Genomic DNA, 12,580 nt, shown 5'->3' with positions numbered 1-12,580 from the left:
AGAGCGGGGCAATGATGTCACAGAGCGTCAGTGGACGCGTTCAGCCCGGACACCCGATTCAGCCGCCGACGCGGGGTGCAAGCTGACGTGTCCGACGCCGACGGGTCCTCGACTGCGCGCGTCACCAAGACGTTCCTCAAGTACCAGCACGTCTTCGTCTTCCTCGCACCCGTGTTGTTCGTCGCGGGCGTCTACTTCGGGCCGTTCGCGCCCGCAGACCCCGCGCCCGGCTACTGGACGAACTACTGGTGGCTGTTCCCCGCGTTCCTCACCGGGGCGACCATCGTCAACACCGTCGGCATCAGCGGGTCGGCCATCTTCGTGCCGTTCCTCATCTTCGTCTACCCGCTGTTCGCCGCGCCGCTGGAGGCGGAGACGCTCGTGAAAATCGGGCTCATCAGCGAGTCCTTCGGGCTCTCCAGTTCCTCCATCGCGTTCGTCCAGTACGGGCTCGTCGACCGCAAACTCGCGCTGTCGCTGGTGCTCGGCGGCCTGCCGTTCGTCGTCGGCGGCGCGCTGCTGTCGTTCTTCATCCCGGAGCCGGTGTTCCACGCGCTGCTCGGGGTCGCGCTGCTGGCGGCGTCGTACCTCCTGTTCAAGGCCGATCTCGGGCACGGTGACAGCGCCGACGAGGACAGCGACGCCGCAGCAGCCGCGGACGGCGGCTCGAACCTCCCCGACGACGCCGACAAGCTCGGGCCCGCCGGCGTCCGCACCGAGGACGGCGCCGTCACGCGCGTCGACCGCGACGGCAACACCTACGAGTACGACCGCTCGGGCTACCTCCGGCGGTTCGCCAACTACAGCGTCGGCGGCACCTTCCAGGGGCTCGCCGGATTCGGCATCGGCGAACTGGGTATCATCTCGATGCTCTCCTCGAAGATTCCCGTCCGGGTCGCCATCGGCACCAACCACATCGTCGTCGCGACCACGGCCATCATCGCGTCGCTCGTCCACGTCTTCGGCGGCGGCTTGGTCGGCGGGCACGCCATGGACCTTTCGACGACGCCGTGGAACATGGTCGTCTGGACGGTACCCGCAGCGACCCTCGGCGGTCAGATTGCGCCGTACGTCTCCGCCGCGCTGGACACGGAGACCATCAAGAAGGGCGTCGGCAGCCTGTTCGCCATCATCTCTATCGCGCTGTTCCTGATGGCCACGGGGGGGTTCTGAGATGTACGAGCGCATCCTCCTCCCGACCGACGGCAGCGAGGGGACCGCGGCGGCTGCAGAGCACGCCGCGACGCTCGCGCGAGCGTACGACGCCACCGTCCACGTGCTCGCCGTCGCTGACGAGCGCAACCGCTTCGAGACGCCGAGCGCGGGCCTCGCAGCCGACGCGTGGGCGGAAGGCGAGCGCGACCGAGCGGAGACCGACGCTGACGAGACTGTCGCCTCTCTCCCCGACGATATCGCCGTCGAGTGCGCCGTCGTCGAGGGTGTTCCTCACGAAGCCATCGTCGACTACGTCGAAGCCGAGGACGTCGACGTGGTCGTGATGGGGACTCACGGCCGCACGGGTATCGACCACTACCTCGTCGGCAGCGTCACGGAGAAAGTCGTTCGCACGTCGCCGGCGCCGGTGATGACCGTCCGAATCGAGTCGTAGCTACCGCTCGTACACGGCCGCCTGCTGGTCGACGTACCGACTCGGCCACTCTCGTACGTGTCGGGTGAACCGCGCGACGACGGATCGGAGTAGCCCTGTAGGGGGTGTCCCGTCGCTGGCGCGGTCCGTTTCCTCCTCGATGCGCCCTCGACGTCCGTCGTCGTAGCTCATCACACGCGGACGTACTCTCCCCACGTCAATAAATGTCATGGACGTTCTCGAAGGTTAGTTACAGCCGACTCGCAATGGTCTCCGCGGTCGCCGCCCCGACGCCCTCGATGTCCCGCAAGTCCTCGACGGACGCCTCGCGCACGCTCTCGACGCTGCCGAACCGCCGCAGCAGCCGCTTGCGCAACTCGGGGCCGACGCCGTCGACGTTGTCCAGCGTCGTCTCCACGTCGTCGCGCAGCGTCTGGTGGTACGCCACCGCGAACCGGTGGGCTTCGTCGCGCACGCGCTGGAGGACGTGCAACTGCGGGGCGTCGTCGTCCCAGTCGTACGTCCGGGACTCGGTCACCACGAGTTCCTCGTCTTTCGCCAGCGCGACCACCGGCACGTCCCAGCCGGCGTCGTCGAGCGCCTTCCGGGCCGCCCCAAGTTGCCCCTCCCCGCCGTCGACGAGCAGCAGGTCGGGGTCCGGGCGGTCGTCGCCAGCGTCCCCGCCGGCACGTTCAGCTTCGACCGCGCGGTCGGCGCGCCACCGCAGCAGCCGGTACATGTTCGCGTAGTCGTCGTTCTCGTCGTCGAGTTTCTTCCGGCGGTAGTCGGCCTTCTCGGCGCTCCCGTCGACGAAGCAGATGTCGCTGCCGACCACAGCCCTCCCCTGCGCGTGGCTCACGTCGAATCCCTCGATGCGGGTCGGCCGGTCGATGCCGAGCGCGTCCGCGAGCGCGCCGAGTTCGTCGCTATCCCCCGAACGTCGGTGGGCGTTCTTCAGCGCCAAGTCCACGAGCGTCGCGTCCCGGCCCGCGCCCGGCACCGTGACCTCGACGCCCGCCTCGTCGAGCCACGCGGACACGTCGTCGTCGCCGTGGCGCTCGGGCAACAGCAGGCGGTCCGGGAGGTCACGCTCCGCGTAGAACTGCACGAGGAACGCCGCCAGCACGTCCGCCGGGTCCTCGTTGTCGGGCGCGTCCAGATGGTGCTGGTCGCGCTCCACGAGCTGCCCGCGCTCGGCGTGCAGGCGCGCGACTGTGGCGTCCTCGCCCTCCACGGCCACGCCCAGCACGTCTGTCGTCGCTGTGTCGTCGCTGTTCGCGACCGCCGCGCCAGCGCCGCCGTGGAACCCCTCCACGACGTCCAGTCGGTCCCGCAGGTTCGCCGCGCGCTCGAAGTTCCGGGACTGGGCGGCCCGCTCCATCTCGCGCTCGATGGGGTCCGCGAGCGCGCCCGTCTCCCCCTCGAAGAAGCGCTCGGCCGCCTCCACGTCCGCCGCGTACTCGCCCTCGCTGATTTCGCCCGTGCAGGGCGCCGAACACAGCCCCATCTCGTAGTCCAGACACGGCCGGTCGCGGCCCCGGTACTTGTGGTCCGAGCACCCCCGCAGTCCGTACACCTCCCGAATCGCTTTCACCACCGTCTCCACCTCGCCCTTGTCCGTGTACGGGCCGTACGCCGCCGCGCCCTCCTCGGGGTCGCGGGTCACCTCGATTCGGGGGGCGGCGTGGCCCGTGAACTGCACGAGCGGGTAGGATTTGTCGTCTTTGAGGCGGACGTTGTACCGCGGCTGGTGGCGCTTCACGAGGTTCGCCTCCAACAGCAGCGCCTGCGTCTCCGTGTCCGTCACCGCGAAGTCGATTGCGTCCGCGCGTTCGACCATCCGGCCGATGCGCCGGCTCCTCGGGTCCGCGTACGACCGCACGCGGTCCCGCAGGTCGACGGCCTTCCCGACGTAGAGCACGACGTCGTCCCCGTCCCGCCGTTCGAGGAACTGGTAGACCCCGGGCTCCGTCGGCAGCTCGCCGGCGCGCGCCCGGACAGCCTCCGCGTTCATCGGTCCGCGCTACGGCCGCGGCGACTTTCAACTGCGCGGTCCCGGCGTCGCTCGGCGTGCGAACCACCGGCGAACTTAACCCACGCCGGCCGAGTTGTCTCCGACGATGACGACGCCCTCCGAATCCACCTCGGACCCCGAATCCTCGGTGTTCTACGACCAGCTACTCGACTACCTGCTCGTCGCCCTCCTCGCCGTCGAAGGCCTCGTAATCGCGTGGCTCGGCGTGATTGTCGCGACCATCGACCGAACGTTCGCCGAGGAGTTCGCCGCCGAAGCCGTCGCGAACGGCGACCAGCCGTTCGGCCTCTCCGAACCCGCGCTCGTGGATGCCGTCCACGGGATTGCGACGTGGGCCGGCGGCGGCCTCGTCGCGACCGGCGTCCTCCTGGTCGTCGCCGGCGCGTGGTTCTACCGGTACCGCGGCCGCGTCCGCCAGCGCGTCGCCGCCGACCTGCGACCGCCGCGCTGGCACGCGACCCTGCTCGGCGCCGTGCTCGCGACCGCGCTCGCGTTCGTCCCGTTCGCGCAAGCCGGCGGCGGCGCCGTCGCGGGCTACCTCACCGACCGCAGTTCGCTGCTCGCCGGCGCGCTGGTCGGCGTGCTGTTCGGCGCGCCCGCGTACGTCTTCTGGGGCGCGGTCGCCGTCGGCGCGGTCGTCGCCGGCGTCCCGACGGTGGCCGTCCTCGTCCTCGTCGTCGCGCTCGTGACCGTCGTCGCCGACGTCGTCGTCGCCGCAATCGGCGGGCTGCTCGGCGGCTTCCTCGCGTAGTCGGGTGCCCGAACCGCCACACTTGAACCACGGGCCGTCGAAGTTCCGCGTATGCCCGAAACCGAGCGCGTCTGGCTCGTCTTCCGCGAGTACACCGACAAGGGGCTGCTGAACCTCGTGTACGCGACCGCCGACGGCGAGCGCGTGCTCCGCAAGCAGCGCTCGCTGAACGCCGGCGACCCCACCGCCGCCGTCGACGCCGACGTCGGCGACCTCGAACCCGTCGAGGACCCCGAGGACCGCGAGCGGTACGGACAGGAAGCCAGCCGGATGCGGGACTCCCACGACCCCGACGACCGCGTGTAGCGTTCGCAGCGGCTGCAGGCACCAGCAAGACACTTCACTACGTACCGCGACCGCCCGACCATGCAGACTGTCCTCCCGGTGGTGGTAGCGTGATGTGGCCGGTCGTCGCGCGCCGCGACCTCCGCACCCTCCGCGCCGACAACTCCCTGCGCATCTTCGGTGGTCTCTTCGCGCTGCTGGCGTTCGGGTTCGCGTACGGCGCCACGAACGCCGGCGTGACGCCGCTGCCCACTACGCTCGCGTTGCTGTTCATGTTCGCAGTGCCACTGACCGCCGGCACGCTCACCCACGAGGCCGTGCCGAGCGCCGTCGCCAGCGGCCGCGTCCGCCTCACGCTCTCGCTGCCGCACTCGCGGTCGGCGTTCCTCGCCGGCGCGGGCGCCGCCCGCCTCGCGACGACGCTCGTCTCCGTCGTCGCGGCAATCGTCGTCGCCACCGTCGTCTACGCGGTCCGCGGCGCATCCGTGCCTGCGGTCCGTGTGCTCGCCGTGCTCGCGCTCGCCGCGCTGCTGGCCGCCGCGTTCGTCGCCGCGACGCTCGCGTTCACCGCGCGCTCGACGAGCACGACGCTGTCCGCCGCCACCACGTTCGGCTTCTTCCTCCTCGCGTTCTTCTGGCCGATACTCCTCGCCATCGGTCGCACCGTTCTCTCCGGCACGTTCGGCGTGAACGTCTCCAGCAGTCTCATCGACACGCTCGTCGTCGCCAGCCCGACGTACGCGTACGCGAGCGCTCTCACTGTCGTCGGCGTCGAGCCGGTGGCGTCAGTCGCGTCTGTCCCCGACGGTGCCGGCGCCGCCGTGCTGCTCGCGTGGACCGCCGTTGGGTTCGCGCTCGCCGCGCGACGATTCGGCCGCCTCGAACTCTGAGGCGCCGCCGTGCGGTTGCTCGCGCTGCGAACACCCCCAATAGATTTACGAGGGCGGTGAGATTTCTCCCGCATGGCAGCAATCGAACTCGCCGGCGTCACCAAGCAATACGGTGACGTCACCGCCCTCCACGACCTCGACCTCGAAGTCCAGTCCGGGGAGATATACGGCTTCCTCGGACCAAACGGCGCGGGGAAGTCCACGACCATCGACATCCTCTTGGACTTCGTGCGGCCGACCGCCGGCACCGCGACCGTGCTCGGTCTCGACGCCCACGACGAGTCGCTGGCCATCCGCCAGCGCATCGGCGTCCTCCCCGAGGGGTTCCACGTCTACGAGCGCCTCACCGCGCGCCAACACCTCCAGTTCGCCATCGAGTCCAAAGGCGCCGACGACGACCCCGACGCACTCCTCGACCGCGTCGGCATCCCGGACGCCGCCGACCGGAAGGCCGGCGGCTTCTCGAAGGGGATGCAACAGCGCCTCGCGCTCGCCATCGCGCTCGTCGGCGACCCCGACCTCCTGATTCTGGACGAACCGTCGACGGGACTGGACCCGAACGGCGCCCGCGAGATGCGCGAAATCATCACGGAGGAGGCCGAACGGGGCGCGACCGTCTTCTTCTCCAGCCACATCCTCGAACAGGTCGAAGCCGTCTGTGACCGCGTCGGCATCCTCCAAGCGGGCGAACTCGTCGCGCAGGACACCATCCGCGGGCTCCGCGAGGCCGCGGGCACGGGCTCGACCCTGACGGTGACCGTCGGGGAACTCACGCCAGACGTCCTCGAAGCCGTCGAGGGCGTGCCCGGGGTCACGAGCGTGGACGCCGACCGCGACGTCCTCACCGTGACCACCGAGGGCGCCTCCAAGACCGACGTCCTCGACGCCGTCGAGGCCGCCGGCGGCGAGGTCACCGACTTCGCCACGCAGGAGGCCTCGCTCGACGACGTGTTCGCCGCGTACACCAACGGCCACGACGAGGAGGTGTCGGCATGAGCTGGTCCGCGATTGCGCGCAAGGACTTCAAGGACGCCTCGCGCTCGAAGGCGCTGTGGGCGCTCACCGCGCTGTTCGTGGTGTTCATGGCGGGCATGGCGTACATCTACACGCTCATCGCGGGCACGGGCGACGCTACGCTCTCTAGCCTGGACTACGTCACGTTCCTGTTGGGTTCGGCCGCGTTCCTCATCCCGATTACCGCGCTCGTGGTGACGCACAAGGCCATCGCGGGCGAACTCGAATCCGGGAGCGCGAAGTTCCTGCTGTCGCTGCCCCACACCCGACGCGACGCCGTCGTCGGGAAAGTTGTCGGCCGCGGCGGCGTGCTCGCGGTGTCCATCCTCGTCGGGCTGGCGTCGGCGCTCGTCGTCATCCTCGCGACGTACGACGCCTTCGACCCCATCGTCTTCGTGATATTCGCGGTACTCACGCTCCTGCTCGGCGTCGTCTACACCGCCATCGGCGTCGGCATCTCCGCGACGACGAAAGACTCCGGGCGCACCACCGTCCTCGCCGCGGGCTTCTTCATCCTCTTCGAAGTCGTCTGGGGGTTCGTCCCGAACGCCATCTACTACCTCCTCGAAGGGTCGCTCACGCCGCCGGTAGGACAGGCCGCCGACGGCTCGCTGTTCCTCGACGCCCCCGGATGGTACTTCTTCGTGCAGCGGCTCTCCCCGAGTGAGGCGTTCGCGTCCGCCGTCCAGTGGTTCGCGAACAGCAGCGCGACGTTCCTGCCCGCCTTCGACCCCGTCCCCGTCTACCTCTCCGGGTGGGCGTCGCTGGCGATTCTGTTCGCATGGCTCGTCGTCGCCCCCGCGCTCGGCTACTACCGCTTCGAGCGTATGGACCTCTAACTACGGCTCCCAGCGGTACCGCCGTGTCGGCGCGCCGTCGAAGCGCGGTCCCGCGCCCACGTCTTCGAATCCTTCCGCTTCCAACACGTCGCCCAGCGCGTCGTCCTCGTTCAGCACCGCCTCCACCGAGAGGCCCTCGTTGGCCGCGAACTCCCGCGGGCCGTCGAGCAACGCGCCGACCGTCTCTGCGTCGCCCGCCAGTCGCGTGACGTGGACGGCGCCGCGCCACGCGTCGAACGCCACGAACCCCGCGATGTCGCCGTTGTCGTCGGCGACGCGCACCGTTCGGTCCCTGACGAGGCGCGCCGCGTCGATGTCGTCGTCGGCGACGCGGTCCATCGCGTCCGCGTCGTCGCCCGTCGCGTCACGAACGTTCATGGCTTCAAGTACACCAGCGACGAACTTAACGCCGCGGGCGGACGGGAGGCAACCGTTTCGTGCATGCAAGCAGTTATCACCACCCGCGTCCCTACGACCCGGCAATGAGTACGGCTTCGAGGTCCGGTGGGAAGCGATGCGCGTAGTCGCGAAGTTCGGCGGCACCAGTCTCGGGAGCGGCGACCGCATCGAGCGGGCCGCGGACTCCGTCGCTGACGCCGTCGCAGCCGGCCACGAAATCGCGGTGGTCGCGTCGGCGATGGGGAACACGACCGACGAACTGCTCGACGACATCACGTTCGAGGCCGACGACGCCGACCGCGCGGAAATCGTCTCGATGGGCGAGCGCACGTCCGTGCGGATGCTGAAGGCGGCGTTGGCCGCCCGCGGCGTGAACGCGGTGTTCCTCGAACCCGGCCACCCCGACTGGCCGGTCGTCGCCAACGACCGCGGCGAAGTCGACGTCGAGGAGACCCGCGAGCGCGTGGAAGCGCTCGCCGCGGACCTCGGCGACGTCGTCCCCGTCATCACGGGCTTCCTCGCGGAGGACCTCGACGGCAACGTCACCACGCTTGGACGGGGCGGCAGCGACACCACGGCCGTGATGCTCGGCCGGTACGCCGACGCCGACGAAGTGGTCATCGTCACCGACGTCGAGGGCGTCATGACCGGCGACCCCCACGTCGTCGAGGGCGCACGCAACGTCGGCGAAATCACCGTCGACGAACTCCGGAACCTGTCCTTCCGCGGCGCGGAAGTCGTCGCTCCCTCCGCGCTCTCGTTCAAGGACGACGAACTCGACGTCCGCGTCATCCACTACCAGCACGGCGACCTGCTCTCCGGCGGCACCAAAATCGAGGGCCAGTTTGAGAACATGATCGACATGCGGGACTCGCCGCTGGCGTGTCTCACCGTCGCCGGGCGCGCCATCCGCAACCGCCCCGGCATCATGTCGACGCTGTCGACCGCGCTCGACGACTCGGATATCAACGTCGACGCGGTCGCGTCCGGCATGGACTCGATGACGTTCTACGTCGACGAGGACCTCGCCGAGCGCGCCGAGAACGTCCTCCACAGCGAGGTCATCGAGGTCGGCGAACTCTCCTCGGTCACCGTCCGCGACGAGGTCGCCGTTATCCGCGTGCTCGGCGGCGAACTCCCGAATCAGCCGGGCATCCTCCGGCGCATCGTCGACCCCATCGCGGACGCGGGCATCAACGTCATCGACATCATCTCCAGTGCGACGTCGGTCGCCGTCTTCGTCGACTGGGACGACCGCGAGGAGACGCTGGAAATCGTTCAGGGCCGCTTCAGTTCCTAACCGGCGCCCTTCGTTTTTCGCACAGTCACGGCGGCGAGCGTACATCCCTGTACACTGCCGTACACGGCTGGCTCGCCGGGTTTATCGCGATTTCGCGCGTCTCTCGGGTATGCGCTCGTACAAGGCCGCGATGGTCGAACCGATTCGGCTGCTCGACCGCGAGGACCGCGAGGCCGCGCTCCGGGACGCGGGCTACAACGTCTTCAATCTCGACAGCGCGGACGTCTTCGTCGACCTCCTCACCGACTCCGGCACCGGCACGATGAGCACCAGCCAGTGGGCCGCCCTGATGGGCGGCGACGAGGCCTACGCCGGCAGCGATAGCTTCCGCGACCTCCGCGACGCCGTCCGCGAGGTCATGGGCTTCGAACATATCGTTCCCGCCCATCAGGGGCGGGGCGCGGAGAACCATCGTGTTTAGTTTAGCGAGTTCCACCAGACGGCGAAGGCTTGCAACCACGATTCCGCTGTTGTTGGCTCGACGTGGCTGAAACTATTACTGAACGAGGAAGTCCGTCGTTTTATCTCTCGAAAAACACGTTCGACAGCATTCCGATTCCCATGACGAACGGTTTGGAATCGGAGCCCGACTCGCTGGAGTGCTGTTTTGAGGTGCTGGGCGTGATCAACTAGAAACACGGCATCTTCGACGTCGTGTTTCTCGCGTAATTCCTGCAGAAATCGTTCAGTCAACGCCGTTGTTGTCGTCGGAAACAGCCGTACGTGCAGGAATTTGTTCGAGTCTGGATTGACGGCAGCGTACAGCCAGTACTGCTGGCCGTCGATACGGATCACCGTTTCGTCAACCGCAACCTGATCCGGGCTGGCGTCGCTGGCGGGCTGTAGATCAGCTTTCTGTACCCAATCATGGACCGCTTTCCGCGAGCGTTGGACACCGAACTTCTCAAGTTCTTTTACTGTATTCGAAAGTGAGAGACCAGCCAAATGAAGTCGAATACCAAGCTGCATCAGCTCGCTCGGTGTCCGCTCGCGCTCCACAAAATCTAACTCGATCCAGTCGCTACAGCCACTGAGGCGAGTGGTTTCAGCCATAGACAGCAGAAATCACTCTCGCCTCACTTTTCAGCCTTAACTAAACACGACCCGGAGAACGTCCTCTACGGCGCGCTCGTCTCCGAGGGCGACGTCGTGCTGAACAACGCGCACTTCGATACGACGCGCGCCCACATCGCCGCGAACGGCGGCGACCCTGTGGACTGCCCGGTTCCGGAAGCCCGCGACGGCGACAGCGACCACCCGTTCAAGGGGAACTTCGACGTGGACACGGCCCGCGAGGTCGTCGACGACGTCGGCGCGGAGAACGTCCCGCTAATCGTGCTCACTGTCACGAACAACTCGATGGCCGGCCAGCCGGTCAGCGTCGCGAACACTCGCGAGGCCGCCGCGTTCGCCGAAGAAATCGACGCGACGTTCGTCGTCGACGCCTGTCGGTTCGCGGAGAACGCCCACTTCGTGACGCGCCGCGAGGACGAGTTCGCCGGCGACTCCGTCGCCAGCGTCGCCCGCGAACAGCTCTCGTACGCCGACGCGTGCGTGATGAGCGGGAAGAAAGACGGCCTCGTGAACGTCGGCGGGTTCGTCGGCCTCCGGGAGAAGGGGGACCTCTTCGAGGCGTGCCGCCAGCGCGGCATCCTCTACGAGGGGTTCTCGACGTACGGCGGGATGAGCGGCCGCGACCTCGCGGCGTTCGCCGTCGGCCTCCGCGAAGCCGTCGACCCGCCGTACGTCGGCGAGCGCGTCGCGCAGGTCGAGGCGCTCTGCGAGGCCCTCGGCGACCGCGGCGTCCCCGTCTACCAGCCGGCCGGCGGCCACGCCGTCTACGTCAACGCCAACGACGCGCTCCCGCACATCCCACGGGAGGCGTACCCCGGGCAGGCGTTCGTCTGCGAACTCTACCGCGAGGGCGGCGTCCGCGCCGTGGAGCTCGGGCGGTTCGCGTTCCCCGGAACCGAGCGCGACGACCTCGTGCGGCTCGCGGTGCCGCGACGCACGTACGGCCCGGACCACCTCGAACACGTCGCGGACACGGCCGCCGCGGTCTGCGAGAAGGGCAGCGACGTCACCGGCTACGAGGTCGTCTCCGAGCCCGAGATGGCGGAACTCCGGCACTTCTCCGCGGAACTCCGGCCGGTCGACGAGGAGACGCACGCGTCCTCCCCGTAGCGCGCGCGAACCGTCACCGGCCGTCCGCGAGTCGCTCTGCGGTCGCGTCCGGCAGCCCCGCGTCCCGCACGGCGTCCGCGACCCGGTCGATGTCGTACTCGACGCGACGCTCCTCGACAGTCAGGTCGTCGAGGTCCAAGACGGCGTACGCCGCGCGCGGGTCGCGGTCCCGTGGCTGCCCGACACTCCCCGGATTCAGCACCACGCCGTCGTCGTAGACCTCGTGGTGTTGGACGTGCGTGTGCCCGAGAATCAGGACGTCCTCGTCGCCGAGCAGGTGCGGGCCGAACGACTCCGGGTACGTGTAGCGGTCCTGCACCTCGGGGTGGTCGTGGACGACCTTCACGCGGCCGTCGAACAGCGTCCGCTCGCGCGGCAGGCGCTCGACCCACCCGCGCTGGACGTCGTTCAACTCGGCTTTCGCGTGCCGCACGCCCGCTTGGGCCATCCCGTTCCCGCCGAAGTTCCGGTCGGTCGCCACCATCCGGTCGTGGTTCCCCATCACCGTCGGCACGTCGCGCTCGCGGAGCGCGTCCACGCACTCCGCGGGCCACGCGTTGTAGCCGACCACGTCGCCGGCGCAGACGAGCGCGTCCACGGCCGGGAGGTCGTCGAAAACAGTCTCCAGTGCCACGAGATTCGAGTGGATGTCGGAGAGGACGGCGACCTGCATACGCAGGACTGCGTCGCCCGCGGCCTTAGTTCTCCGGTCCGTTCTCGATGGCCGTCGCGTAGCCGTCGCCGTCCCGCACCACGCCGACCGAACAGACTGCGTGCTCGAACGCCGCGCTGTACGCTTCCGCCGCGGCCTCGCTTGCGCTCTCGGCCTCGAAGCCGATTGGTTCGGGGCTGTCCTTCTCGTAGGTCGCGACGAGCGTCGGCTCATCGACTGCTTCCACGAGCAGCGCGTCCTTCCGCACTGTTCCGATGTACGCGTCCCCTTCGGGCGTCAACACGCCGGCGATGCGGGGCGTGTCGTAGTCGTCTTTCTCGTAGTCGAGCGCGAGCAGGCTCTCCGCGAGCGCGTCCCGCGCCGGATAGCCGAGGCCGAGCTTCTCCGTAATCGGGTCGACGTGGCTGCCGTTCCCGACGACGGCGTGGCCCGCCGCCGTCCGGTAGCAGTTGTACGACACGTAGGGGTTGTCCGTCTCCGGCGCGTCCGGCGTTGGCGCGACGGTCACCGCGTCCTCCCGCTGGACCGCTCGGCGGTTCGGGAACGACCGCGAGGACACTCGGTACGCTGCCACGTCCGGACCGACGACGACGAACCGTCCGACGTACATACGCGAACGTGC

15 protein-coding genes and 1 pseudogene are annotated in these 12,580 nt (G+C 68.8%); 10 read left to right on the top strand and 6 right to left on the bottom strand.

The window, feature by feature from the left end; translation table 11 throughout:
* The first annotated feature begins 87 nt into the window (after positions 1-87).
* On the top strand, positions 88-1,173 hold the full coding sequence (locus tag AVZ66_RS13200; RefSeq protein WP_058984537.1) for a sulfite exporter TauE/SafE family protein: 1,086 nt from the start codon (positions 88-90) through the stop codon (positions 1,171-1,173).
* A gap of 1 nt (position 1,174) precedes the next feature.
* Positions 1,175-1,609: a universal stress protein gene (locus AVZ66_RS13195; RefSeq protein WP_058984536.1), complete on the top strand. Its 435-nt coding sequence runs from the start codon at positions 1,175-1,177 to the stop codon at positions 1,607-1,609.
* Here the strand turns inward: AVZ66_RS13195 and AVZ66_RS16350 are convergent, their stop codons facing one another.
* Positions 1,610-1,780, bottom strand: coding sequence for a hypothetical protein (locus AVZ66_RS16350; protein ID WP_157575671.1), 171 nt, complete (start codon positions 1,778-1,780; stop codon positions 1,610-1,612).
* A gap of 58 nt (positions 1,781-1,838) precedes the next feature.
* Entirely contained in the window at positions 1,839-3,602 is a 1,764-nt protein-coding gene (locus AVZ66_RS13190; RefSeq protein ID WP_058984535.1) for an excinuclease ABC subunit C, read from the bottom strand.
* A gap of 106 nt (positions 3,603-3,708) precedes the next feature.
* On the opposite strand from AVZ66_RS13190, the gene AVZ66_RS13185 reads away from it, so the two are divergent.
* From AVZ66_RS13185 to AVZ66_RS13165, 5 genes are all read left to right on the top strand, one after another.
* Entirely contained in the window at positions 3,709-4,374 is a 666-nt protein-coding gene (locus tag AVZ66_RS13185) for a DUF5518 domain-containing protein (RefSeq protein ID WP_058984534.1), read from the top strand.
* A 51-nt stretch (positions 4,375-4,425) separates the two neighbouring features.
* On the top strand, positions 4,426-4,680 hold the full coding sequence (locus tag AVZ66_RS13180) for a hypothetical protein (protein ID WP_058984533.1): 255 nt from the start codon (positions 4,426-4,428) through the stop codon (positions 4,678-4,680).
* 92 nt (positions 4,681-4,772) lie between these two features.
* Positions 4,773-5,549, top strand: coding sequence for an ABC transporter permease subunit (locus AVZ66_RS13175; RefSeq protein WP_058984532.1), 777 nt, complete (start codon positions 4,773-4,775; stop codon positions 5,547-5,549).
* Positions 5,550-5,621: 72 nt separating this feature from the next.
* The gene (locus AVZ66_RS13170; RefSeq protein WP_058984531.1) at positions 5,622-6,545 is read left to right on the top strand and encodes an ABC transporter ATP-binding protein; all 924 of its coding nucleotides are present in this window, start codon (positions 5,622-5,624) and stop codon (positions 6,543-6,545) included.
* Positions 6,542-7,402: an ABC transporter permease subunit gene (locus tag AVZ66_RS13165; RefSeq protein ID WP_058984530.1), complete on the top strand. Its 861-nt coding sequence runs from the start codon at positions 6,542-6,544 to the stop codon at positions 7,400-7,402. Before AVZ66_RS13170 ends, AVZ66_RS13165 begins: the two co-directional genes overlap by 4 nt.
* On the opposite strand, the gene AVZ66_RS13160 is transcribed toward AVZ66_RS13165, so the two are convergent.
* Positions 7,403-7,780 carry a hypothetical protein gene (locus tag AVZ66_RS13160; protein ID WP_058984529.1) on the bottom strand — a complete coding sequence of 126 codons (378 nt, stop codon included), beginning with the start codon at positions 7,778-7,780 and terminating at the stop codon, positions 7,403-7,405.
* A 136-nt stretch (positions 7,781-7,916) separates the two neighbouring features.
* Between AVZ66_RS13160 and AVZ66_RS13155 the strand changes: the two genes are divergently transcribed.
* Together AVZ66_RS13155 and AVZ66_RS13150 are read left to right on the top strand one after the other, a co-directional pair.
* Complete coding sequence (locus tag AVZ66_RS13155) at positions 7,917-9,101, top strand: aspartate kinase (RefSeq protein ID WP_058984528.1); 1,185 nt, start codon at positions 7,917-7,919, stop codon at positions 9,099-9,101.
* A gap of 109 nt (positions 9,102-9,210) precedes the next feature.
* On the top strand, positions 9,211-9,522 hold the full coding sequence (locus AVZ66_RS13150) for a beta-eliminating lyase-related protein (protein WP_058984527.1): 312 nt from the start codon (positions 9,211-9,213) through the stop codon (positions 9,520-9,522).
* On the opposite strand, the gene AVZ66_RS13145 is transcribed toward AVZ66_RS13150, so the two are convergent.
* A complete protein-coding gene (locus AVZ66_RS13145; RefSeq protein ID WP_058984526.1) occupies positions 9,519-10,154 on the bottom strand; it encodes an IS6 family transposase in 636 nt (211 codons plus the stop codon). The genes AVZ66_RS13150 and AVZ66_RS13145 overlap by 4 nt on opposite strands.
* Before the next feature lie 54 nt (positions 10,155-10,208).
* Between AVZ66_RS13145 and AVZ66_RS13140 the strand changes: the two are divergent.
* A pseudogene (locus tag AVZ66_RS13140) lies at positions 10,209-11,285 on the top strand (tryptophanase); the annotation flags it as partial.
* 13 nt (positions 11,286-11,298) lie between these two features.
* On the opposite strand, the gene AVZ66_RS13135 reads toward AVZ66_RS13140, so the two are convergent.
* Together AVZ66_RS13135 and AVZ66_RS13130 are read right to left on the bottom strand one after the other, a co-directional pair.
* Complete coding sequence (locus AVZ66_RS13135; RefSeq protein ID WP_058984525.1) at positions 11,299-11,958, bottom strand: metallophosphoesterase; 660 nt, start codon at positions 11,956-11,958, stop codon at positions 11,299-11,301.
* A gap of 25 nt (positions 11,959-11,983) precedes the next feature.
* Positions 11,984-12,568 carry an IMP cyclohydrolase gene (locus AVZ66_RS13130; RefSeq protein ID WP_058984524.1) on the bottom strand — a complete coding sequence of 195 codons (585 nt, stop codon included), beginning with the start codon at positions 12,566-12,568 and terminating at the stop codon, positions 11,984-11,986.
* Between the last annotated feature and the right edge of the window lie 12 nt (positions 12,569-12,580).

The sequence above is a fragment of the Halobacterium sp. CBA1132 genome (genome assembly GCF_001485535.1).
Classification (GTDB): Archaea; Halobacteriota; Halobacteria; order Halobacteriales; family Halobacteriaceae; genus Halobacterium.
Note: the sequence above shows the minus strand (reverse complement) of the source record. Positions and strands in the feature narration are given on the sequence as shown.